This window comes from Sorangium aterium, assembly GCF_028368935.1.
Classification (GTDB): Bacteria; Myxococcota_A; Polyangia; order Polyangiales; family Polyangiaceae; genus Sorangium; species Sorangium atrum.
Map to the genome: position 1 here is coordinate 235,753 of NZ_JAQNDK010000001.1, position 21,405 is coordinate 257,157.

At 71.2% G+C, this 21,405-nt stretch carries 16 protein-coding genes and 1 pseudogene; 9 read left to right on the top strand and 8 right to left on the bottom strand.

Going from position 1 to position 21,405, the window contains the following annotated elements; all coding sequences use genetic code 11:
• The first annotated feature begins 60 nt into the window (after window positions 1-60).
• The gene (locus tag POL72_RS00705) at window positions 61-1,284 is read left to right on the top strand and encodes a GNAT family N-acetyltransferase (RefSeq protein WP_272092946.1); all 1,224 of its coding nucleotides are present in this window, start codon (window positions 61-63) and stop codon (window positions 1,282-1,284) included.
• A gap of 97 nt (window positions 1,285-1,381) precedes the next feature.
• Here the strand turns inward: POL72_RS00705 and POL72_RS00710 are convergent, their stop codons facing one another.
• Window positions 1,382-2,278, bottom strand: a complete 897-nt coding sequence (locus POL72_RS00710; protein ID WP_272092947.1) for a LysR family transcriptional regulator — start codon at window positions 2,276-2,278, stop codon at window positions 1,382-1,384.
• Window positions 2,279-2,623: 345 nt separating this feature from the next.
• Between POL72_RS00710 and POL72_RS51510 the strand changes: the two are divergent.
• Window positions 2,624-2,860 (top strand): annotated as a pseudogene (locus tag POL72_RS51510) (hypothetical protein); the annotation flags it as partial.
• Window positions 2,861-2,964: 104 nt separating this feature from the next.
• Here the strand turns inward: POL72_RS51510 and POL72_RS00715 are convergent.
• Window positions 2,965-3,645: a beta/gamma crystallin domain-containing protein gene (locus tag POL72_RS00715; RefSeq protein ID WP_272092948.1), complete on the bottom strand. Its 681-nt coding sequence runs from the start codon at window positions 3,643-3,645 to the stop codon at window positions 2,965-2,967.
• 618 nt (window positions 3,646-4,263) lie between these two features.
• On the opposite strand from POL72_RS00715, the gene POL72_RS00720 reads away from it, so the two are divergent.
• Together POL72_RS00720 and POL72_RS00725 are read left to right on the top strand one after the other, a co-directional pair.
• A complete protein-coding gene (locus POL72_RS00720; RefSeq protein WP_272092949.1) occupies window positions 4,264-4,842 on the top strand; it encodes a superoxide dismutase in 579 nt (192 codons plus the stop codon).
• A gap of 274 nt (window positions 4,843-5,116) precedes the next feature.
• Complete coding sequence (locus POL72_RS00725; protein ID WP_272092950.1) at window positions 5,117-5,929, top strand: phytanoyl-CoA dioxygenase family protein; 813 nt, start codon at window positions 5,117-5,119, stop codon at window positions 5,927-5,929.
• Between the two features lie 31 nt (window positions 5,930-5,960).
• Here POL72_RS00725 and POL72_RS00730 read toward each other — a convergent pair whose 3' ends face one another.
• The 3 genes from POL72_RS00730 to POL72_RS00740 all read right to left on the bottom strand — a co-directional run bounded on the left by POL72_RS00730 (window position 5,961) and on the right by POL72_RS00740 (window position 7,485).
• Window positions 5,961-6,458 (bottom strand): SRPBCC family protein, encoded by a 498-nt coding sequence (locus POL72_RS00730; protein ID WP_272092951.1) that lies wholly within the window; start codon window positions 6,456-6,458, stop codon window positions 5,961-5,963.
• Complete coding sequence (locus tag POL72_RS00735) at window positions 6,455-6,820, bottom strand: ArsR/SmtB family transcription factor (protein WP_272092952.1); 366 nt, start codon at window positions 6,818-6,820, stop codon at window positions 6,455-6,457. Before POL72_RS00735 ends, POL72_RS00730 begins: the two co-directional genes overlap by 4 nt.
• Window positions 6,821-7,200: 380 nt before the next feature.
• Complete coding sequence (locus tag POL72_RS00740) at window positions 7,201-7,485, bottom strand: hypothetical protein (protein WP_272092953.1); 285 nt, start codon at window positions 7,483-7,485, stop codon at window positions 7,201-7,203.
• Between POL72_RS00740 and POL72_RS00745 the strand changes: the two genes are divergently transcribed.
• The 3 genes from POL72_RS00745 (at window position 7,484) to POL72_RS00755 (ending at window position 10,389) form a co-directional block, all read left to right on the top strand.
• On the top strand, window positions 7,484-8,548 hold the full coding sequence (locus POL72_RS00745) for an RCC1 domain-containing protein (protein ID WP_272092954.1): 1,065 nt from the start codon (window positions 7,484-7,486) through the stop codon (window positions 8,546-8,548). The genes POL72_RS00740 and POL72_RS00745 overlap by 2 nt on opposite strands.
• A 195-nt stretch (window positions 8,549-8,743) precedes the next feature.
• The gene (locus POL72_RS00750; RefSeq protein WP_272092955.1) at window positions 8,744-9,409 is read left to right on the top strand and encodes a dihydrofolate reductase family protein; all 666 of its coding nucleotides are present in this window, start codon (window positions 8,744-8,746) and stop codon (window positions 9,407-9,409) included.
• A gap of 194 nt (window positions 9,410-9,603) precedes the next feature.
• The gene (locus POL72_RS00755) at window positions 9,604-10,389 is read left to right on the top strand and encodes a hypothetical protein (protein ID WP_272092956.1); all 786 of its coding nucleotides are present in this window, start codon (window positions 9,604-9,606) and stop codon (window positions 10,387-10,389) included.
• Between the two features lie 62 nt (window positions 10,390-10,451).
• Here the strand turns inward: POL72_RS00755 and POL72_RS00760 are convergent, their stop codons facing one another.
• From POL72_RS00760 to POL72_RS00770, 3 genes are all read right to left on the bottom strand, one after another.
• Window positions 10,452-11,831 carry a serine/threonine-protein kinase gene (locus POL72_RS00760; RefSeq protein ID WP_272092957.1) on the bottom strand — a complete coding sequence of 460 codons (1,380 nt, stop codon included), beginning with the start codon at window positions 11,829-11,831 and terminating at the stop codon, window positions 10,452-10,454.
• A 96-nt stretch (window positions 11,832-11,927) separates the two neighbouring features.
• Window positions 11,928-13,202 (bottom strand): hypothetical protein, encoded by a 1,275-nt coding sequence (locus POL72_RS00765; protein ID WP_272092958.1) that lies wholly within the window; start codon window positions 13,200-13,202, stop codon window positions 11,928-11,930.
• A gap of 215 nt (window positions 13,203-13,417) precedes the next feature.
• Complete coding sequence (locus POL72_RS00770; RefSeq protein ID WP_272092959.1) at window positions 13,418-17,452, bottom strand: serine/threonine-protein kinase; 4,035 nt, start codon at window positions 17,450-17,452, stop codon at window positions 13,418-13,420.
• A gap of 207 nt (window positions 17,453-17,659) precedes the next feature.
• Here POL72_RS00770 and rph point away from each other — a divergent pair, with 207 nt between their 5' ends.
• Both rph and POL72_RS00780 read left to right on the top strand, forming a co-directional pair.
• Window positions 17,660-20,272: a rifamycin-inactivating phosphotransferase gene (gene rph / locus POL72_RS00775; protein ID WP_272092960.1), complete on the top strand. Its 2,613-nt coding sequence runs from the start codon at window positions 17,660-17,662 to the stop codon at window positions 20,270-20,272.
• Window positions 20,269-21,363: a hypothetical protein gene (locus POL72_RS00780; RefSeq protein ID WP_272092961.1), complete on the top strand. Its 1,095-nt coding sequence runs from the start codon at window positions 20,269-20,271 to the stop codon at window positions 21,361-21,363. Before rph ends, POL72_RS00780 begins: the two co-directional genes overlap by 4 nt.
• Window positions 21,364-21,405: the final 42 nt, after the last annotated feature.

Genomic DNA, 21,405 nt, shown 5'->3' on the forward strand with positions numbered 1-21,405 from the left:
ATAGGAGGGATACATGCTCGATCCCGCGCCGTGGTCGAATCGCTGCTACCGAGGGCGGGTATGCCTCTGAAGACGCCGCCCCTCGCCGTCCGCTCCCCCGCTCCGTTCGCCGACGCGGCGGCGGTGATCGAGATCGCGGCGCGCACCTTTGGCAATTACGCGAGCTTCCGCGCCGATTGCGCCGCCTGGTACGTGAACCACAGCCACTACGACTGGGACGCCTCGGCCGTCGGATTCCTCGGTGATGCGCTGGTCACCCACTGGGGCGTGTGGGGTTACCGGATGCGGATCGGTCGGGCGGAGGTGCGCTGCGGCGGCATCGGCGCGGTGGCCACCGAGGCGGCCCACCGCGGGAAAGGGCTCATGGCCCGCACGGCCCCGCACAGCCTCGAGCGCATGCGCGCTTGCGGCTATCACCTCTCGATCCTGTTCGGGATCGACGACTTCTACCACCGGTTCGGCTACGTGCCGGCCTGGCCCGAGTCGCGGTGGCGCGTGAAGCTCGCCGACCTCCCGGCCACGCTGCCTCCGCCACGGGGGCTCCGCCGGATCCCCGCGGCGCCCACGCAGGCGCTGGTGCGGCTGCACAACCGGTGGAACGCCGGCCTCACAGGCACGGCGGTGCGGCCGACCTTTCTGCGCTCGTGGAGCGGCATGCGCAAGGACGTCGAGGCCTGGTGTTGGGGCGCTGATCGAGAGCGCCCCGAAGGGCATGTCGTCGTCCAGGCGGGCAGGAACCGGCTCGTGTGCGCCGAGGCGACCGGCGCACCGGACGCGGTGCTCTCGGCGCTCGGGGCCCTCTGCCGGCGGAAGGCGCTCCCCGAGCTGCGCTTCGACACGCTCCCCTACCGCTCGGCGCTCGCCGCGCGGCTCCGGACCCTGAACAGCCGCTACGAGCAGCGGTATGCCGAAAGCGGCGCCGCGATGGTCCGGGTCGTCGACCTCCCGGGATGCCTCGCGGCGATGGCGCCGGAGCTCGCGGCCCGGCTCGCCGCGTCCGAGCTCGCGGGCTACCGCGGCGCGCTCACCCTCGCCAGCCCGGAGGAGACGGCGACGCTCCGCCTCGACCGCGGCCGCGTCGAGGTCGTCCACGGGCGGAGCGCCGCGGGGGCGCGCAGCGCCGTCCGCGGCGGCTGGGCGGTGGCGCGGCTCCTCCTCGGGTCGGACGCGCCGCTGGAGGTGTGCGACGCGGGGAAGCTCCGGCTCACCGGAGACGCCGCCCGGCTCGTCCCGGTGCTCTTCCCGGCGCAGCACCCGCAGCTCACGCTGGCAGACAGGTTTTGAAGGGCGCCGGCTCGTTCCCCCTCACCCCACCTGATAAAAAGCCGGTGTAACCACATCGCATGTCGCAGCAGAGGGGTACACCCGCGCCCGGGCAGGGTCACGGCGGCGCGGCATCGGCCTCGATGGGCCGGCTGGCCAGGAGGTCGTCCAGCAAGGCGCGCAGCGCCACCGATTGGCTGGCGGCCCGCGTATACAGGGCGGTCGCTTGGATCATCGGCAGATCGAGGTCGGGGAGCAGGCGTACCAGCGACCCTCGTTCCAGGTCAGGCAACGCGAGGAACTCGGGTACGAAAGCGATGCCCAGCCCCGCCCTCGCGGCATCCCGCGTGACGATCATGTTGCCAGTGCTCATGCGCCAGGGGACACGCACGGTCTCCCCGCCGACTTTCCAGTGAACGAGCTCGGGCCGCGTGACGATGGCGGCATGCCGGGCGAGGTCGGCGGGCCTCTGGGGCACGTCGTGCTGCTCCAGCCAGGTCGGCGAGGCAACGATGACCATGGTGATATCGGCCAGCTTGTGGCTGATCAGCTCGCTGTCCTCGATCGCCCCCATGCGGACCGCCATGTCGTAGCCGCCATTGACCAGGTTGACGCGCCCGTCATGGAGATGCAGGTCGATGCGGACCGCCGGATAACGCCTCATGAACGAGAGCAGCCGGGGCGCGATCGCCGCCTGACCGTAGGCGACGGGCGCGGTGATGCGCAGCAGCCCCGAGGGAGACGCGTGGAGGATCTTGACCTCGGCGGTCGCCTGCTGCGCCTCTCGAACGATGGGCTGGACCTTGTCGAAGAAGCGCCTGCCCGTATCCGTCAGGCTGAGCGCGCGCGTGGAGCGGATCAGCAGCGGAGCGCCGAGCCGCTTCTCCAGGAGCGCGAGGTTGCGGCTAAGGGTCGCCTTGGGCAGGCCGAGCGCCCGGCCGGCCGCGCTGAGCGAGCCTTCCTCGACGATGCGCACGAACATCGACAGACCGGACAGATCATCGGGCTCCCTCAACGTTCCACTCCTCGAACGCGGCCGTTCCAGGGCGCCCTCTAGCGCCGCCCCGGGCATCTTCGCATACTCCGGACGTGATCCCTAAGCGTGGCGGCGCCGGCGCGGCGTCCCGCCTCGCGGAGATCCGCGCGGATGCACGGGCCGCCATCGCGATGCCGGTCTCCCCGAGGCCCCTGAAGGCAGAGCGCGCACCATCGGCCCGCGCGCCGGCTTCTTTCGGCTGATGCAGCCGGCTCGCTACGGCGGCTACGAGTACGGCTTCACCGCGCTCCTCGACGTGATCAGCGAAATCGGGCGAGGCTGCACCTCGTCCGCCTAAGCATGCTCGCTCGGGGCGATCCATCAATGGCTGCTTGGGTTGTCCCCGGGGAAGGCGCAGGACGACGTGTGGAGGGAAAGTCCCCGGGCTATCCTGTGCGGCTCCTACTCGCCCGTTGCCGCAGCGCACGCGGTGGATGGCGGATACCTGATCTCGTCCTCGACCGCGACATCACCGAGGTGGAGCTGACAGCAGCCCAGGGGAGGTCCGTGAGCGTCGAGAAGCGCATCCGCAATCGGCGAGGCCACGCCTACGCGGCGAAGCTGTCGCACTCCGCCATCGATGCGTTGTTCTCGTGCGTCGGCGGCAGCAGCCTGGCGCGGCGGCCTCCGTGCCGAGGCGCGCCGGCCGCGCCGCGCGCCCGCTCCTACAAGCGCTCGATGATGAAGCTTCGGACCTTGTTGTCGAAGCTGAGGGGAGCGAGGTTCGCGTCCGCCGTGAGGACGCGCGTATTCGTGGGATACCCGATCCACCCGTCGGAGATCGTCACCTTGAAGCCGGGGGGGACGCGGACGGAGCTGATCCGCAAGTCCCATGCGGTCCATGGGCTGGCGAACAGGAGGGCGGCGCCGACGCCGAACGCGAACGAGTCGCCCGAGAAGTTGGCGTTCTCGTAGAAGGTGACGGCGTCCAGCTGCGGGTCCGAGGCGTGCGCGACGACGAGGCTCGAGATGGTGTTGTCGAAGCCCGCGGCCGCGAGGTCCGTGTCCGAGGTGAAGACGCGCACATCCCACCCGAAGTTGTCGCCGAAGAAGGCCGTCGCCCGGAGCCCGACGGGGACCGTGATCGCGCTCGCGGTATTGTCGCCGATGATCGCCATGTCCGCGAGCGTGTAGCGCCCGATCCCGAACCCCTGCGAGGCGCCGGAGAAGCTCGAGAGATCGTGGAGCACCACCTCGTTGGCGGCGATGATCTCGGACGACGCCGTCCCGAGCTCCTCGAGCGGCTCGTCCGACACGTCGGCGCCCGAGCAGGCCGTGAAGAGGCCGAGCGCGGCGCCGGCGCAGACCACGAGACCCAGCGTATTCCCAAGTTCTTTCGTCTTCATTCTGTCTCCGCATCATCCTTCTGCCCAGACGCTCGTTCGCGCCGGAGGAGCCCGCCTCTGCCATGCGGCTGCCAGCGTCATCGAGGTCGAGCAAGCGTTCTCAGCAATCAGATTGACGGCCCCTGTGATCGCGCTATGCCTGACCCGGCAACGGCGTCTCCGAGCAGGCCCATCGGGCACACCGGGTCGACCACGGTGGGGGACCACCGGTGCGGGAAGGCCACAGGCGGGCATACGAGACCTGCCCGCGACCGCTCAAGGATCACGTCCAGAGTATGCGGCGTTACCCGGAGCGACGCCAGACGGCGATCTGGAACGGCCGCGTTCGAGGCATGGAACAGGGCGCCATCTGTCGGGTCTGGCAGGCGAGCGGACCCGCGGGCCGGGAGGCCGCCTCTCCAAATGGATGGAAAACTGCCAACTCATTGGCAAGGCGCCACGCGCATCCACCGGGGCTGCTACGTTGCCGCCGGTTCGGCGACGTGGAGCGGCTGTCTGGCCGCGATGCGCGGACGTTCGATCCGTGGCCGGAGCGCCACCCGAAGGTCTTCGCCGAGCTACTCACAACAGGCTGCGACGAGCGCGAAGCCGTCGACAAGCAACACGAGGAACAGAACCATGGCCTTCACTCTTCCCGAGCTCCCCTACGCCAAAGACGCGCTGGTTCCGCACATCTCGGCGGAGACGCTCGACTTCCACCACGGCAAGCACCACAACGCCTATGTCACGAAGCTGAACGAGCTCGTGGCAGCGGACCCGGCGCTCGCGGGCAAGAGCCTCGAGGATCTCGTCCGCACGACGTCCGGCGGGGTCTTCAACCAGGCAGCTCAGGTGTGGAATCACACGTTCTACTGGCACAGCATGAAGCCGCAGGGTGGCGGTGAGCCTTCCGCCGCGCTCCGTGCGGCGATCGAGGAGGCGTTCGGAAGCGTGTCGTCGTTCAAGGAGAAGTTCAGCGCCGCGGCCGTCGGTCAGTTCGGCTCAGGCTGGGCCTGGCTGGTGAAGAACAGCTCCGGCAAGCTGGAGATCGTGCAGACGGGCAACGCCGGGAACCCGCTCACGGAGGGCAAGACGCCGCTGCTCACGTGCGACGTGTGGGAGCACGCGTATTACATCGATTACCGCAATGCCCGGCCGAAGTACGTCGAGGCATGGTGGAACCTGGTGAACTGGGACCACGCCGCCTCGAAGCTGTGACCCACGCGCTCCCGCAAAGGCGGCGTCGAGGCCGCCATGCTTCCAGGCGTCGGAGCGATCGGCCTGAGCTGACGCAGAGCGGGGCCGCGCGCGCGTCGGCCTCGTCAGGCTGAGATCGTTTGCCCGTCCCACGCCCGTGGGCCGGGCGCCTGGAGCGCCGCATTCTCCCCCCAAGACGATGATTCCGGCAACGGCGGGATGGGGATAAACCCGCCGGGGAGCGAGCGCTGGGCTTGACGATTCCGCTCGAGCCATTCCAAGCTTGGCGCGAGTCATGAGCCAGGCCCGCCACACGAGCGCCGAGATGGATGAGCTTGCCCACGCGGCGCAGCGCGATGGGTTCTGCCTCATCAAGAACCTCATTCCGAAGCGCCTGCTGCTCTCGTGGCGTGAGGCCTTCGCGCCGCTCCTCGACGCCCACATCGCGCGTGAGGGGCACCTCAAGAACCGGGGGCCGGGTCGCTATTACGTGACGCTCCCGTTCAGGGCCCCCTTCGCGGAGCCGCGCATCTACGAAGACGAGACGATCCTGGGCGTGGTGGAGCGCCTCGTCGGCGCCGACATGACCATGGTCCAGCTCGCGACCGACACCCCGCTCCTCGGGTCCGACTACCAGGATGTCCACCGCGACGCGCCGCCGCTCTTCCCCGAGACGGGGAAAGAGACGCCCGCGTTCCAGATCGCCGTCAACTTCCCCCTGGTCGACGTCACCGCCGAGAACGGCCCGATCGAGATCGCCCGCGGCACACACATGCTCTCCAAGGCCGAGGGGATGCGGCGCCTCGAGCAGGGCGAGGTCGCGCTCGATCCGATCCCCATGGAGCTCGGCGACGTCATGGTCCGCGACGTTCGCGGCCTCCACCGCGGAACCCCGAACCGCTCGCGCGAGCCGCGGCCCATGGTCGTCATCGGCTACAGCCGCCGCTGGCTCTTCCGCCCGGAGGTCTCGATCCGGGTGCCCCGCGAGAGCCTTTCCCACCTGTCGGAGCGGGCGAAGCGCATGCTCCGCTTCAATCCCATCATCGAGTCGCTCGCCGTGCGCGAGGAGACGGAGGAGACCGAGGTCTACCAGGCCTTCGCCTACTGACGCGACGCCGCTCGCCCGGTGGGGGTGACGCTCACGCCGCCCCGAACTTCTCGTCCAGCTTGCTGAGCTGGCTCGTGAAGCCTTCCTTCTGCATCTCGGTGAACTCGGGGCTGTGCATGGTGTCGAGCAGCACCACCATCTTCACGCGGTCGCCGAGCTCCGTGAGCTCGACCTCGATGTCGGCCTCGTAGGACGGTACGCCGGGCAAGAAGTCGATCACGTTGCGGAGCACGAGCCGACTCATGGGCCTCACCTCCGCGAAGGTGGAGGTCACGGCGTGCGAGGGCGGCTGGCCGATCTCCGCCATGGCGCGGACCATCTCGGGCGTGGCGGCGATCATCTCGTAGCGCAGGGTGCCGCCCGGCCTCGCGTCGAGCTCCGCCACGGCGGCCCGAAAATTTCGCGGCCCCCACCAGGACTCGAAGCCCTCGCGCGTGGTCCAGAGGTCCCAGACCTCCTGCAACGTGGCGCGGTAGGTGCGCTCGACTCTGACTTTTGATCGGGCCTGGACTTTGACTGCGCTGTTCATGATCGCTTTCTCCTGGTTGGGCCGTCTTGAGTGGCCGGGGTCTTCTGAGCTGACGCGCGCTTCTTCTCGAGCGCTGCACCGAAACGATCGAGCCGCTCCTCCCAGAGCTGCCGGTAGCGGCCGAGCCAGTCCTCGAGCTCGCGGAAAGGCTCGGGACGAAGGGAGTAGAGGCGCCGCTGCCCGTCGGGCCGCATCGAGACGAAGCCTGAGTCCGAGAGGATGCGCAGGTGCCGCGACACGCCCGACTGGTGGATGCCGGCCTTCTCCACGACCTCGGCCACCTGCTGCTCGCCAGAAACGAGAGCCTCGACGATGCGGCGGCGCGTGGGGTCGGCCAGGGCCTGGAAGACGTCCAGTTGCATGTCGAAACATATACACCACGGTGCATACGTCGGTCAAGCGCGATCGCCCGCGGGGCTGCGCGCGCGGCCGGACGTTGCCGGCCCGCGTGGAGCGCGCGTCGCGCGCGGCCAGCAAAACGTTCAAAACGTACGAATCCCTGATCCGCGGACAAGAACCCACAGCTCCAGCGGGATCACTCGTTTGAGCAATGTTATCCACACCACGCCGACAGGTATCCACGAGTCGCTCAAGACGTCATTCGAGGGATGTTCGACCAAACCCCGCCGGCGTATACTGCGCGTTTCGGAGGTTTCGTTCCCATGTCCACCCCTTCTCGATCCCAGATGAACGGCACCTTCACACTGCACAGCGCCGTTCTCCTCTCCCTCGCTCTGACCGATTATTCGTGCAACTCCACAGGCCCGGGCTCAGGCTCCGGCGCCTCCACGAGCGCGAGCTCGGCCGCGTCCGGCTCCGGAGGCTCCGCGAGCTCCGCCGCCTCCGGCGCCGGCGGCTCCACAACTTCGGGCTCCAGCGCGTCCGGCGCCGGCGGCTCCACAACTTCGAGCTCCAGCGCGTCCAGCGCCGGCGGCTCCACGAGCTCCGCCGCCTCCGGCACCGGCGGCTCCACGAGCTCGATCTCCGCTGGCTCCGGCACCGGCGCCGGGGGCGCAGCGGGCGACATGCCGAACCACATCGCCGCCGGTGGGCAACACACCTGCGCCGTGCTCTCCGATACCACGGTGCGGTGCTGGGGCGCAGGCAACGCGAGCCAGCTCGGCCAGGGACGCTCCGGAGACTCGAGCGTTGCCCTCGCCGTTCCGGGCGTCACCGGCGTCGTCCAGATAGGGCTCGGGTACGAGTTCACGTGCGTACGCACGAACGCGGCCGCCGCGAGCTGCTGGGGGGCGAATCCGAGCGGCGCGCTCGGCAACGGCGGGACGGCCATCGAGCCGTCGCCGGCGCCGGTCGCTCTCGCCGGCGTCGAGCGCCTCGGCGACTTCGCGCTCGGCCACTGGCACAACTGCGTGATCCATGGCGGCGGCACGCTCTCCTGCTCGGGCGACAACTCCCGCGGGCAGCTCGGGCTCGGCCATGTCGACATGAACGACCACCCGACGCCGACAGCGCTCTCGGTCAACGGCGTCGAGCGGCTCGCGCTCGGCTATTTTCATACCTGCGCGGCGAGCGACGACGGTTCGGTACATTGCTGGGGCTCCAACGGCTGGGGCGAGGTCGGCAACGGCACGTTCAGCGACGAGCCGGTGCCGACACCGACGCTCGTCAGCGGGATCGACCATCCGCTGCAGCTCGCGGCCGGCCAGCAGTTCTCATGTGCCCTGCTCCAGAGCCGTCGTGTCACGTGCTGGGGCGACAATCGGAACGGTCAGCTCGGTGACGGCAGCACCGTATTCCACACGGCGCCCACGACGATCGAGGGCCTCACCGACGTCGTGCAGATCGCGGCGGGGCGCAAGCACACGTGCGCGGTAAAGTCCGACGGAACTCTCTGGTGCTGGGGTCGCAACGACGTTGGTCAGCTCGGCGACGGCACGCAAACGGAGCGGCACATGCCGACCCAGATCACGGACCTCGAGGGCGTCGTCGAGGTCGCGCTCGGCGATCTGCACACCTGCGCGCTCGTCGACGCCGGTGCGATCCGCTGCTTCGGCTCGAACTCGAACGGGCAGCTCGGCGATGGAACGATGATGGATCGAAGCAGCCCGACCGACGTGGTGTGGCCGTAGCCGCGGAAGCGCGTCCGTCCGTCCGCCAGGGACCTCCTAAATCATTGAATAGACAGCGCTTTCATGTCACCACTGGCCAGCGAAAGAAAAAATTCGCCGGCGTGTCGATCCGGCCCCGGCTCGTTCGTCGCCACTTCAGAAGGACGGTCGTCACGAGGGTCGCAGGCGATGCCTGCGCCGGAAGGAGTTGCGCTCATGTCGAGGCTTCGGGTAAACGCGTTTTCGATCTCGATCGACGGTCATGGCGCCGGTCCCGGCCAGGATCTGGCCAATCCGATGGGTGTCGGAGGGATGGCGCTGCACCAGTGGGTCCTAGGCACGAAGACGTTCCAGAAGATGCACGCCGACTTCGCTGGCTCGCTGATCGGCGACACCGTCGGCCGAGCAGGCGTCGACGACGACTTCGCCGCGCGCGGCTTCGAGAACCTCGGCGCCTGGATCATGGGCCGCAACATGTTCGGGCCGCAGCGGGGCCCCTGGCCCGACGACGGTTGGCAGGGATGGTGGGGCAAGAACCCGCCCTACCACGTGCCCGTCTTCGTGCTCACGCACCACGCTCGTGAGTCCTTCACCATGGAGGGCGGAACGACATTCCACTTCGTGACCGAAGGCATCCACGCCGCGCTGAAGCGCGCGAAGGAGGCGGCCCAGGGCAAGGATATCCGGCTCGGCGGCGGCGTCGCCGCCGTTCGGCAGTACCTCACCGCGGGGCTGATCGACGAGCTCCACCTCGCGATCTCCCCCGTGCTCCTCGGCCGGGGCGAGCACCTCCTCGCCGGCATCGATACGGTGAGCCTCGGCTATCGATGCACGGAGCACGCGTCCACGGACCACGCCACCCACGTCGTCCTGACGAAGTAGCTTGATACCAAGGGAGAAGAGCTCCTTCGTGAATCCACCCGGCGCGGGTGGGAAGATGCGGCGCCGCCGCACAGGAGGGCGGCGCGCGAGCTGCGGAGGCGCGCTCCGGCTCGCGGTGCGGCGCGCATTCACGTTGACGCCATATCCGTACAACGCTATCGCACCGCCCCATGAATGGATACAGGTCGAAGGCATTGACGGCGATTCTGCTCCTCTCGTGCGCGGCGCCGCTCGGCTGCGGCGCGTTCATCGCGTCGCTCGGCCCCGAGGAGAAGGCTCAGCTCGACGAGTTCGCGAGGAGGTACAACGAGACGTCCGCCGCGTCGAAGAAGAGCCTCGACACGAACGAGGCGTATTTCAACGCGATCATCGTGGCCGCGAGCTGTGCGGACAAGACCAAGCTGGCGGTGGGCAACGAGTGGATGACCGAGACCGTGGACGGGAAGATGTACGTGGAGCAGGCGCGTGACAAATGCGCCGAGATGCTGACGGCGCTCCGCAAGAAGGACTCGGGAGAGCAGGGCTGCGGCTATGCCTCGCTCCGCGTGGAAGGCGGACAGCAGCGCCCCGGCATGGACTGGACAACCACCGTGAGCGGCGCCCTGAACTTCGGTACGAACGAGCGGACGAACCTCCGCGCCCAGGACGACGGCTCGCGCGAGCTCACGGCGTGCGACAAGGTGCCGGAGAAGGGCACGGCGCCTGCTCCCATCTGGAGGCCGGACCTCGTCAAGGAGGCCGAAAGGATGTGCGGGGAAGGCGCGATCATCCTCTACACGGGCACGGATTGGAAGACGAACGAGGCGTCGTCGACCGACGGGGACCACTACCTGACACGCTACCTCGACGCGGAGTGCTGGTACCCGAAGGGGACGGTCGGCAAGGACTACAAGGTGCCGGTGGACTGCGAATCTGGCGACACGCCGCCCGAGCCCAATAAGTCGTGCGTCACGTCGGCCGGGAAGCTCGTGGTGAGGTGAAATCGCCCTCGGCCGCCGCCGGCCTGAATTGAAATCTCAAACAGGCGCCCTCACGAAGCCGGCTAGCCCTCGTCGACCCCCGCGCGCACGGCTCTCGTGATCACGAGGCCGCGCCGGGGATGCCCTGCCGTCCATTCATTGAGGCGCAAGAGCTCTCCCCCCGCGACCCGCTCCCGCCCGTCCGGGCCCGTGACCGTCGCCGGCGCGGCGTGCAGCACCAGCGCGACCTGGACCGCAGGGCTCGGCCGCGGCCGCGACGCGAGGGTCGCATCGAGCGCGCGCGCCGCCCCGACCAGCCGGGCCCGGGCGGCGCGGCTGCCCTCCGGATCGCCGGGGAGCGTCGTCGCGCCGACAAGCACCCCGCCGCCGTCGACCAGCGTGACCAGGCCCGCCCCGGCCACGGCGCGCCGCGCCGCCGCGAGCACCGCCTCGGCGTCGTCGAAGGCCGCCTCGTCGAGCTCTTCCTCTCCCTCGATCTGCACCGCGACGTGCAGCGCCGCCGCCGGGCAGACGCGGGCCTCGTCCCTCGCGGCGAGCAGCGCCGCGCGGAGATCCGCGAGGAGCTCGGCGACGCCCGGGTAGCGCGCGTCCGGGGACTTCTCGAGGCAGCGCGCGATCGCGGCGTCGAAGGCCCGCGGCACGGTCACGAGATCGCCCGCCCGGGGCGGCGGCGCGAAGAGCTGGAGCTCCTCGAGCTCGACGATGTTGTCGGCGTGGAACGCGGGCTGCCCGGTGAGCAGCTCGTAGAGCAAGAGGCCGAGCGCGTAGACGTCTGTCCGCGCGTCGACGGGGCGGCCGGCGATCTGCTCGGGGGCCATGCTGCCTGGCGTCCCGAGCACGCTGCTCTGCGTGAAGATCGGCCCGCGGCCGAGCCGCTCGGGCTCCAGCAGCTTGGCGATCCCGAAGTCGACGAGCCGCGTCGTGAACCACCCGTCCCTCGGGATCGCCATGACGTTCTGCGCCTTGACGTCGCGGTGGACGATGCCCACCGCGTGCGCGGCGGAGAGCGCGCCGCCGACCTCCTCGAGCACGGCGAGCGCCTCGGCGGCCGAGAACGCGCCGCGCGCGCGGAGCTCCTGCTTCAGCGTGCGGCCCTCGATCCATTCCATCGCGATGTAGGGCCTGCCGTCCGGCAGGTCGCCCACGCCGACGCTCGCCACGATGTGCGGGTGCGCGAGGCCCCGGAGGGCCGCGGCCTCTTGCTGAAATCGCTCAAGGATACGCGTACTTGCGGCGAGCCGGCGCCGGAGGACCTTGAGCGCGACGGGCCGGCCCGTTCCGATCTGCGTGGCCAGGTAGACCACGGCGAAGCCCCCGTGGCTCCGCGCCGCCTCCACAAGGAATTCCCCGGCGAGGGTGCCGGGAGCGAGGTCGTCGGGCGCGCCCGGCTCCTCGTCGAGGAGCGTGGAGGCGGGGTCGAGGGATCGGGTCGGTGCGGTCACTGCATCGCCGAGATCGCAGCAGCTGGCCCGAGAGCGCAAGCCCCACGGTGGCGCTTCGGAGCGCGGCTCCGGCCGGGCGACCGCCGGACGGCAATCTCACGGCTTCTTCGGCCCGCTGAGCTGCGTCGGAACGGCCTTGCGCTGGGCGGGAAGACCATCCATGGGAGGAGGGTCCCCCTTGGGGACGCGAATGATGGGATCCGGCGGCTGCCTGGCGATGACGGGCGGCTGGCGAACGGCGACCGGGCCCGAGCCGTTCTCGTTGAGCTCCTGGCACCCCTTGGGGCCGAAGACATCACACGGCTGGCGCAGGTACACGGTCACGGGGTTCATCCACCGCTTGGCGTCGCCGGCTTCGCCGGTGCAGGGGCCCGTGTACGTCCCGTCGACCGGCGCTCCCTCGCAGACGTTTGCGCGCCCCATCTCTGCAGCCCCGGGCACGCTAGCCGCGTAGCTCTGGCACGCGCCGACATGCTTCGCGAGGCACCCCGGCTGACCTCCCCCCGTGGATCTGGCACACACGCGCCGCTGCATGTAAATGGTGTCGTCGTACTGCGGGCCCGCGGCGTGCTCTTGCGGATGACAGACGAACGCCTCCTTGTAGATCATATCGTCGAGGTGCGCTGTGGTCAGGCTCGGTCGGACGATCTTGCCCGCGACCAACGTGACCTCGAAATCCGTGTTGAGCGCGCTCGCATTGAAGATGTTGCCGAAGAACGCGCCCTCCCGCCAGGGATAATTCGTCTTCTCCGCCGCATCCACCTGGAGCATCCTGGTCGTCCCTGGCTTGTCCGAGGGCACACGTCCGCGAGCCGAGATATTGACCCGCACGCCGAAGGCGTTGTTCTTGGCGAGCAGGCAGGCCGAGACCAGCTCCTGGCAGCTCGCCCTCGTGGCGTTATGCGCCTTGTCCCGCTCGGGCCACAGCGGATCAGCCCACGCAGGGCAGAGCCCCATGGATCCGGAATAAGAGAGAGGGCTGTCGGGCTGCGCGCGCGCAGCGCGCTCCTCCGCCGTCGGGGCCCATGCTCCCTCGTACGCCGGCGGGGTCCACTCGACGCGCTGTTTCGTGGCGAGGGCACACGCGACGAGATCCTTCATCACATCGCGCGCCCAGGGGTCGAGCAGGGCGTCATGGAGGGGGCCGGCGGCGAACGACGCGGTCGTCAGCGGATTGCGGTCGAGCGCCAGGAGGCTCTGCCGGTTGGTCGTCAGCAGGTTGTGGCCCAGGTGGTCGAGCGTCAGGTGGTTGGCGATCACCATGAGCGGCACGGGGACCGCGCTGTTCGCGCTCGTGGCGCTGGCCGCGAGCACGATGCCCGCGGTCAGCGACAGGGTGGCCACTCCGAGACAAGCCGTTCGTCGATTCATCGTTGCCCCTTTCCGGTCATCGAGTCGGAAGCACGTCTAAAGCAGGTCTTGGACACGTCAGCTGCACGTCCACGTCAAAGCACGCCTCGCGCCACGCCGATCGGCCCCGGGAACGCGGGCTCTCCTCTCCGTGGGCCGGGCGCGATGTGGCGCGCGCCGCGACAGCCGGCGGGGGCCTGTCGCCTGGGCGGCGACAGAGGTCGTCGGGCGGCCGCTCACGGGAGCTCGTGCCCGTCGAGCTGCGCCGAGAGGCGCGAGAGCCGCCCCTTCCAGAACCGTGTTCCCCAGGTCTTCTGCGTCGCCTCTCCGAGGAAGCCGCGGGCGTCCTCGCGCCTGCCGCTCTCCAGCGCGGCGGCCGCGGCGAAGCAGAGGACCTCGATGTGCTCGCTGAGGAGCGCGGCCTCCCGCACCTCGGCGACGAGCGCCGCCCACGCCTCCGCCGGCGCGCCCGCGCCCTCCACGACCTGCGCGCACAGGCGGACCAGGACCCGCGTGACCGGCGGGGCGGCGCCGAGATCGCAGCGGGTCCGCACCCAGTCGAGGTGGCGCCTCGCCTCGGCGAGCTCGCCGCGCGCGCACTGGATCCGCGCGACGAGAAGCGCGTAGTCCGGCATGGCGCTCGCCTCGAAGAACCGCTGCTGGAGCTCGAGGGCGCGGAGCGCGAGGGGCAGCGCCTCGGCGAGCTCGCCGCCCCAGTAGAGCAGCTCGGCGAGGTTATGGGCCGGGCCGCGCTCGAGGTACGCGTTGCCGAGCTCGCGCGCCAGCGCGACCGCGGTCCTGAGGTCGTTCACGGCGCCCTCCGGGTCCTCGCGCATCAGCCGGATCGTCAGCCGGTTCTGGTAGGCGCCGCCGAGGTGCAGGCGGTCGCCCACGCGCTCGCAGCGCGCGATGATCTCGTCGAACCGGGCCTCGGCCTCCTCGAACCGGCCGGCGTAGACCAGCGCGGGCGCGAGCAGCAGCAGGGCGATCACCTGGCTCTCGTGGTCGCCGAGCGCCTCGGCGCGCCTCGCCGCGGGCGCGAGGCGCGCGATGGCGTCCTCGAGCTCTTGCCGGCGGAAGTGCCCGCGGCCGAGGGCCACGTCGCAGCGCACGTCGAGGCCGGGATCCGCGCGCTGCTCCAGGAGGGGCGCCGCGCGGTCCACGAGGACCTGCGAGCCGGCGAAGTCGTCGCACCAGTCCAGGATGGTCGCCTCTTCGAGGAGCAGATCGGCGACCGTGGCGTCGTCCCCGGAAGCCTCGGCGATGGCCCGCGCGCCGCGGAGGTCGTCCGCGGCGTCGTCGAAGCGCTGGATGCGGTAACGAACCTTGCCCCGGCCCGCGAGGGCCGCGCCCCGGCTCACGCGGCCTCGGAGCGCCGCCGCGGCCTCCGCAGGCGCCGCGCCCGCGCGCTCGGTCTCTGCGAGCGCCGCGAGGGCCGCTGTGTAGTGCCGCTCGGCGTCGACGTAGAGGTGCCGCCGCCGCGCCTCCTCGGCGAGCTCGAAGCAAGCCGCCGCCGCCTCGGCGTGCGCGCCCGCCGCCGCCGCGTGGCGCGCGATCCTGGCGAGCGCCGCGCCGCCCTCCCTGGGCGCCGCAAGCAGCCCCCGGAGCGCGATCCCGTGCAGCCGCCGCCGCTTCGCCGCGGGCACCTCCGCCTCGATCGCCCGGCGGAGCAGCGGGTGCGCGAACGCGAGCCGCCCCCCGTCCGCGGCGCGCAGCAATCCGCGGCGCAGGAGCCGCGACAGGCCGACGCCGGGGTCGAGCTCCGCGCACGCGTCGACCGCGCGCTCGCGCGCCGCTTCGTCGAGGAGCCTCCCGATCTCGTCGATCGCGAGCTCGTCACCCGCGAGGGCGCACACCTCCGCGAGCTCGGCGAGCGGCGGCGGTAAGCCGGCGAGCGCGCGCCTCGCGAGGCCGCTCATGACCGGCGCGGCCTCGCCCCGCGCGATCTCGTCGCCGGCGAGGTACCACCCCGGGCCGCCGCGCGCCTTCCTGATGGCGCCCGCCTGCCGGAGCGCGGCGGCCAGGTCGACGACGAAGAGCGGGACCCCCTGCGCGGCGCCGAGCAGGCTCGCGACGACCGGCTCCGGCGCGAACTCGACCGGGTGCAGCCGGTCGAGGAGCAACGCGCGCGCGGCGTCGGCGTCCAGCGGAGGGAGCGTCCGTTGCCGGGCGCGCGCCGCCCGCTCGCCGAGGAGCGGGCGCGCGGCGGCCAGCGCGGGGTGCGCCGCCACGATGACGGCGAGCGGCGCGCGCGCGCCCGCGAGGGTCGCGATCTCGATCGCGTCGAGGCCGCCCTGGTCGCCCCACTGCGCGTCGTCGACGACCAGCGCGAGCGGGCGCTCCCGCGCGAGCCGCTGGAGCGCCTCGCCGGCGGCCCGGGCGAGCGTCTGGCGGAGCGCGCCGGGCGCGGCGAGCATGGCGGCGACGGCGGGCTCGGTCTCGGGCAGGGCGTCGAGCGCGAACGCGACGGCGGGCCACGAGGCGAGGCCGAGCTCGGGGCCGAGCCGCGCGACGCAGGCGTCGCGCAGGGAGTCCGCCGCCGCGCTGGGGTCGACGTCGAGGCAGGCGCGGAGCAGCGCGCGGGCGAGCCCGGCCGGCTCGGCGAGGTCGGGCGGCCTCGCTGCGACCGCGATCGCGCGCGCGCCCGGCTCGGCGGAGAGCGCCGCGGTCACCGCCTCGCAGAGGCGCGTCTTGCCGTGGCCGACCTCGCCGAGCAGCGTGAAGAGGAGCGGCACGCCGTCGCGAAACGCCCCGCGCGCGTGCGCGACGATCTCGGCGACGAGATCGTCCCGCCCGCGGAGCGGCAGCGCGGGCGCCGGGGTGTCCAGCGCGGCGGAGCTCGCGCTCGGCGAAGCCTCGGCGCCCTCCTTGGCGGCCTCGGCGCCCTCGTCGAGGAGGGCGGCGGCCTCGGGGGTGACCACCACCGGATCCGGCGCGCCCGGAGGCCAGAAGTCGGCGGGCCGCGCGAGCGCGGCCCCGGCGAACATCATACCGCCCGCGCCCTCGCGCGCGTGGAGCTCGGCGACGTGCACCGCCGCCGAGGTCACGTCGTCCAGCGACGCGACGAGCCGCTGGGCCGCCTGGAAAGCGGCGCGCGCGCGCTGGCGGGCCGGCCCGGGAAAGGCGATGACGTAGAGGCCGTCCTGCACCCTGGCGAGCCGCCCACCGAAGGGGGCTGCGACGCCGACGACGCGGTCCATCGGCGCGTTGCCGCGCACCGCGACGAGCGCGACGGGGCTCCGCCGCGGCGGGGCGCGTCCGCTCGCCGCGGCGCCCTGGAGGGGCGAGGCGGCTCCCTCGCTCCCCGGATCGACCGCGTGGCGCGGCGAGGGGGCCGTGACGGCCTCGAGCGCCGCCCGCAGCGCCTCGCAGAAGGCGCGCGCCGACCCGAAGCGCTCCTCGCGCGCCTTGGCCAGCGCGCGCAGCAGCACCTCGTCGGCGCCCCGGGGCACGGGCGCGATCTCCGACGGCCGGGGCGGGCGCTGGGAGACGTGCGCGTGCACGACAGCCGACGCGTCCCCGGCGAAGGGCGGCCGCCCTGTGAGCAGCTCGAAGGCGACGATCCCGAGCGCGTACAGGTCCGCGCGGCCGTCGACGTCGCGCGCGTCGAGGCACTGCTCCGGGGCCATGTACAGCACGCTGCCGAGCCGGAGCCCCGTGTGCGTGACCTCGCTCCCCTCCTCCACCGCGCCGTTCGCCCCCGACCGCGCGAGCCCGAGATCGAGGAGCGCGACCTCCGGCCCCTCCATCCGCCGCAGCATCACGTTCTCCGGCTTCAGATCCCGGTGCACGACGCCGGCCGCGTGCACCGTGTCGACCGCGGCGCCGATCGCGTCGACGAGCCGCATGGCCTCCGCCGGCGCGGCGGCGCCCGCCCCGGGGAGCGCCTCCATCCATCGCGCCAGCGTCTCGCCGTCGAGGAGCTCGAGCACGAGATAAGGAAAACCTCCTTCCATCTCGCCTTCCCCGAGCAGCCGCGGCACCGCGGGCGGACCGACCCGGCGGAGCGCCGCCGCCTCGCGCGAGAACCGCGGATCGCCTCGATGGCGCGCGATCTTGAGCGCCACCGCGAGGCCGTCCTCGCGCCGCGAGGCCGCGAACACGCGGGCGAAGCCGCCCTCGTCGAGGAGGCGGAGCCCATCGAACCCCGGGACCCGGGGCACGACCTCCCCCGCCCCGGGCTCTTCCTTCGCGGCGCTCGCGGCCGTGCCGCCGTGCAGGGGGCACCCCGCGACGACACCGATCCTGCGGTGACAGAGGGTGCAGCGCATCCGAGGGGTTTCCTCCGGGGCGATGCTACTGCGCGCGTCGAGCCACCGGAAGCATGGATGCCTCCCCCGACCCGAAGAGGTCGCCATCCCGGGGTTTCGTCCGGTAGAGCCCATCCAGGTTCGCGTTATAGTGGCGCGCTTCGGCGGAGGGGGCGTGACGATCCGTCGAGGCGAACGAGCTGCTGACGCTCAGATGGAGGTGAACGGATGCGGACCTTTGTGCTTGGTCTCCAGGAGGTCGATCGAACGAAGGCCAGTTTGGTCGGGGGGAAGGGCGCGAACCTGGGGGAGCTCTCCAGGATCGAGGGGATCCGCGTGCCCCCTGGCTTTTGCGTCACGACCGAGGCCTTCCAGCGGATCATGGGAGGAGCGCCGTCGATCGACGGGTTGCTCGATCGGCTGTCGTCGCTCGCGGCGGAGGACCGGGACGGGATCCGGGAGCTCAGCGGCGAGCTGCGCGGGATCATCGAAGGGACGGCCATCCCCGAGGACCTGCAAGAGGCGCTCACCCGGGTTCTTTCGAGGCTCGGCGCGGGCGACGCCTACGCCGTACGGTCCAGCGCGACGGCGGAGGATCTGCCGGGGGCTTCCTTCGCGGGCCAGCAGGATACGTACCTGAACGTCATCGGGACGCAGGCGATCCTGCAGCACGTCCGCCGGTGCTGGGCATCGCTCTTCACCGAGCGGGCGGTGATTTACCGGATCCAGCACGGCTTCGATCACCGCAAGGTCCACATGGCGGTGGTGGTGCAGAAGATGGTCTTCCCGCAGGCGGCCGGGATCGTCTTCACGGCCGATCCCGTCACCTCGAACCGGAAGGTGTCGTCGATCGAGGCGGGCTTCGGCCTGGGGGAGGCCCTCGTCGCCGGCCTGGCGAGCGCCGATCGCTACAAGGTGCGGAACGGCCAGATCATCGAGAAGGCGATCGCCAGAAAGACGCTGGCCACGCGTGCCCTGGAGGAGGGCGGCACCGAAGAGCGGGCGATCGAGCCCGAGCGGCAGGACGGGCAGGTGCTGACGGACGCGCAGATCCTGCGGCTCGAGCGCCTGGGCCGGCAGATCGAAGGGCATTTCGGCCACCCGCAGGACATCGAGTGGTGCCTGGTCGAGGAGGAGCTCCACATCGTCCAGAGCCGGCCGATCACGACCCTGTACCCCATCCCCGAAGCCGGTGATCGAGGCAACCACGTCTACATCTCCGTCGGCCATCAACAGATGATGACCGACGCGATGAAGCCCCTGGGGCTGTCCTTGTTCCAGCTGACCTCGGGTGGCCGCATGCTCGCGGCGGGCGGCAGGTTGTTCGTCGATCCCACGAAGCAGCTGGCCTCACCGGCCAGCCGCGACGCCCTCCTGGATCTCCTTGGGCGCTCCCATCCGCCCCTCAGGGACGCCCTCTCGACGATCATCGAGCGGGGAGACTTCATCGAGCCCTTGCCCGACGAGCCGACGGGCTCGCGCCCCGGCCAGGGCAACCAGGCGCCGGGGCGCTTCGACGCGCAGGTCGATGACGACCCGGCGATCGTCGCGGAGCTGATCGAGCGCACCCAGGCCGCGCTGGCGGAGCTGAAGCGCGACATCCGGACCAAGACCGGAACGGCGTTGTTCGACTTCATCCAGGAGGACATCCAGCGACGGAGCGTGGCCATGTTCGGTCCGCAGAGCATGGGCGTGATCATGGCGGGCATGAACGCTTCATCGTGGATCAACGAGAAGATGATGGCGTGGCTCGGCGAGAAGAGCGTCGCGGATACGCTCTCCCAGTCCGTGTCGAACAACATCACGTCGGAGATGGGCCTGGCGCTCCTGGATGTCGCCGACGTGATCCGTCCTTATCCGGACGTTGTCGCTCATCTGCAGAACGTGAAGCACGATGGCTTCCTGGAGGAGCTGGTCGGGCTCGACGGCGGCAAGGAAGCCCGGGACGCCATCCAGGCTTACCTCGACAAATACGGTATGCGATGTGCGGGGGAAATCGACATCACGAGGCCCCGCTGGAGCGAGGAGCCAGCGACCCTGGTCCCCTTGATCCTGAGCAACATCAAGAACTTCGAGCCTCGCGCCGGCGAGCGGAGGTTCGAGCGGGGGCGCCAGGAGGCCTCGCAGCGAGCGCGAGCGCTGCTCGACCGGCTGAGGCAACTGCCGGACGGGGAGCAGAAGGCCAGCGAGGCCCAGCGGATGATCGACCGGCTCCGGAGCTTCATCGGCTATCGCGAGTATCCTAAGTACGGCCTCGTCAATCGCTACTTCGTTTACAAGCAGGCCTTGCTGCGAGAAGCCGAGCGGCTCGTGCAGGCCGGCGTGATCCACGACGCCGAAGACATCTACTACCTCACGTTCGACGAGCTCCGCGAGGTCGTGCGCACCCATCGGCTGGACGACCAGCTCGTCGGCAAACGGAGAGCGGAACACGCGCTCCACAAGAAGCTGTCGCCGCCGCTCGTCATCACGTCCGACGGGGAGGTCGTGGCAGCTGCGCACAAACGAGCCGATCTCCCCGCTGGAGCCATCGTCGGCCTGGCGGTCTCGTCGGGCGTCGTCGAGGGACGAGCCCGCGTCCTCCTGGACATGGCCGACGCGGAGCTGGATCCGGGGGACATCCTGGTCACCCCCTTCACCGACCCCAGCTGGACGCCCTTGTTCGTGTCCATCAAGGGCCTCGTGACCGAGGTGGGGGGCCTGATGACCCATGGCGCGGTGATCGCCCGGGAATACGGCTTGCCGGCCGTCGTCGGCGTGGAGAATGCAACCAGGTTGATCCGGGATGGACAACGCATCCGCGTGCATGGAACGGACGGGTATGTCGAGATCCTGACATGAGATCCGCGGCGCTCGCGCTCCTCGTCGGGGCCGCGCTGGGCACCTTCGATCGTCCTGCCGATGCGGGACCGCGCACCTCATCGCTCGCGTGGGTGCGGATGCCCGGGGCCGAGGCGTGCATCGACGCGCGGGCGCTCGCGCTCGCCGTGGAGCGGCGGCTCGGGCGGGTCGCGTTCGTGCCGCCCACCCTCGGCGAGGTGGCCATCGAGGGGCGGATCGAGCGCTCGCAGGAGGCCGGCGGCTGGCAGGCGACGATCCGGGTGTTCGACGCGGGTGGGACGGCGATCGGGTCGCGGGAGATCGAGGCCGATCAGGTCGATTGTCGGGCGATCGACGATCGGCTCGAGCTCGTGATCGCGTTGCTCGTCGACCCCGACGCCTCGCTCGTGCTCCCCCGCGCCGCCGGCAGCCCGGCCGCGAGCGCCGGCGGGGGAGCGCCGGGCGCGGGCGCGGCGGAGCGGCCCGCCCCGCTGCCCCCGGCGGAGCGGCCCGCCCCGCTGCCCCCTACCGCAAAGGCGGCTGCCCCGCTTCCGGCGTGTCCGCCTGCGCCAGCGGCGCCGAGCGCTTCCTGGCGGGTGGGAGGCGCGGTGGAGGCCGTGGGCGGGCTCGGGCTCGTGCCCGGGCCCGCGGGCGTGGGGGTCGGGGTGCGCGCGCACGCGACGCCGCCGCGCGGGCCGGGCTTCGAGCTGGGCGGCGCGCTGTGGGCGAGCCCGGACGTCCGCGAGGCGCCCGGATCGCCGGCGTTCTCGCTCGCCTACGGGAGGCTGTCCGTGTGCCCCATCGAGATCGCGCGCGGCAGGACGGCGCTCTCGGGCTGCGCTGGCGCGATGCTCGGATCGCTGCGCGTCGAGGGGCTCGCGGTGCCGAGCAGGTTCCGCCACGAGCGGCTCGTGTTCGATCTGAGCCTCGACACGCGCGTGCGGCGGCGCTTCGTGGGGCCGCTGTTCGGGGCCGTCGGGCTCGGGATCGCGGTGCCGACCGTGCAGGACGCCTATTTTTACACCGATGCGGCGGGGGCGCGGCGCGAGATCTTCCAGGTGTCGCCGGTATCGGCGATCCTGGACCTCGGCCTCGGCCTCGAGCTGCCGTGACCGGGCCGCGTCGATTCTTTCAAAACGCGTCCGCCGCGCGTC

Coding starts and splice junctions, on each gene's coding strand:
- POL72_RS00705 (WP_272092946.1), top strand. CDS start 61: ATGCCTCTGAAGACGCCGCCCCTCGCCGTCCGCTCCCCCGCTCCGTTC.
- POL72_RS00715 (WP_272092948.1), bottom strand. CDS start 3,645: ATGAAGACGAAAGAACTTGGGAATACGCTGGGTCTCGTGGTCTGCGCC.
- POL72_RS00720 (WP_272092949.1), top strand. CDS start 4,264: ATGGCCTTCACTCTTCCCGAGCTCCCCTACGCCAAAGACGCGCTGGTT.
- POL72_RS00725 (WP_272092950.1), top strand. CDS start 5,117: ATGAGCCAGGCCCGCCACACGAGCGCCGAGATGGATGAGCTTGCCCAC.
- POL72_RS00730 (WP_272092951.1), bottom strand. CDS start 6,458: ATGAACAGCGCAGTCAAAGTCCAGGCCCGATCAAAAGTCAGAGTCGAG.
- POL72_RS00735 (WP_272092952.1), bottom strand. CDS start 6,820: ATGCAACTGGACGTCTTCCAGGCCCTGGCCGACCCCACGCGCCGCCGC.
- POL72_RS00745 (WP_272092954.1), top strand. CDS start 7,484: ATGCCGAACCACATCGCCGCCGGTGGGCAACACACCTGCGCCGTGCTC.
- POL72_RS00740 (WP_272092953.1), bottom strand. CDS start 7,485: ATGTCGCCCGCTGCGCCCCCGGCGCCGGTGCCGGAGCCAGCGGAGATC.
- POL72_RS00750 (WP_272092955.1), top strand. CDS start 8,744: ATGTCGAGGCTTCGGGTAAACGCGTTTTCGATCTCGATCGACGGTCAT.
- POL72_RS00765 (WP_272092958.1), bottom strand. CDS start 13,202: ATGAATCGACGAACGGCTTGTCTCGGAGTGGCCACCCTGTCGCTGACC.
- POL72_RS00770 (WP_272092959.1), bottom strand. CDS start 17,452: ATGCGCTGCACCCTCTGTCACCGCAGGATCGGTGTCGTCGCGGGGTGC.
- rph (WP_272092960.1), top strand. CDS start 17,660: ATGCGGACCTTTGTGCTTGGTCTCCAGGAGGTCGATCGAACGAAGGCC.
- POL72_RS00780 (WP_272092961.1), top strand. CDS start 20,269: ATGAGATCCGCGGCGCTCGCGCTCCTCGTCGGGGCCGCGCTGGGCACC.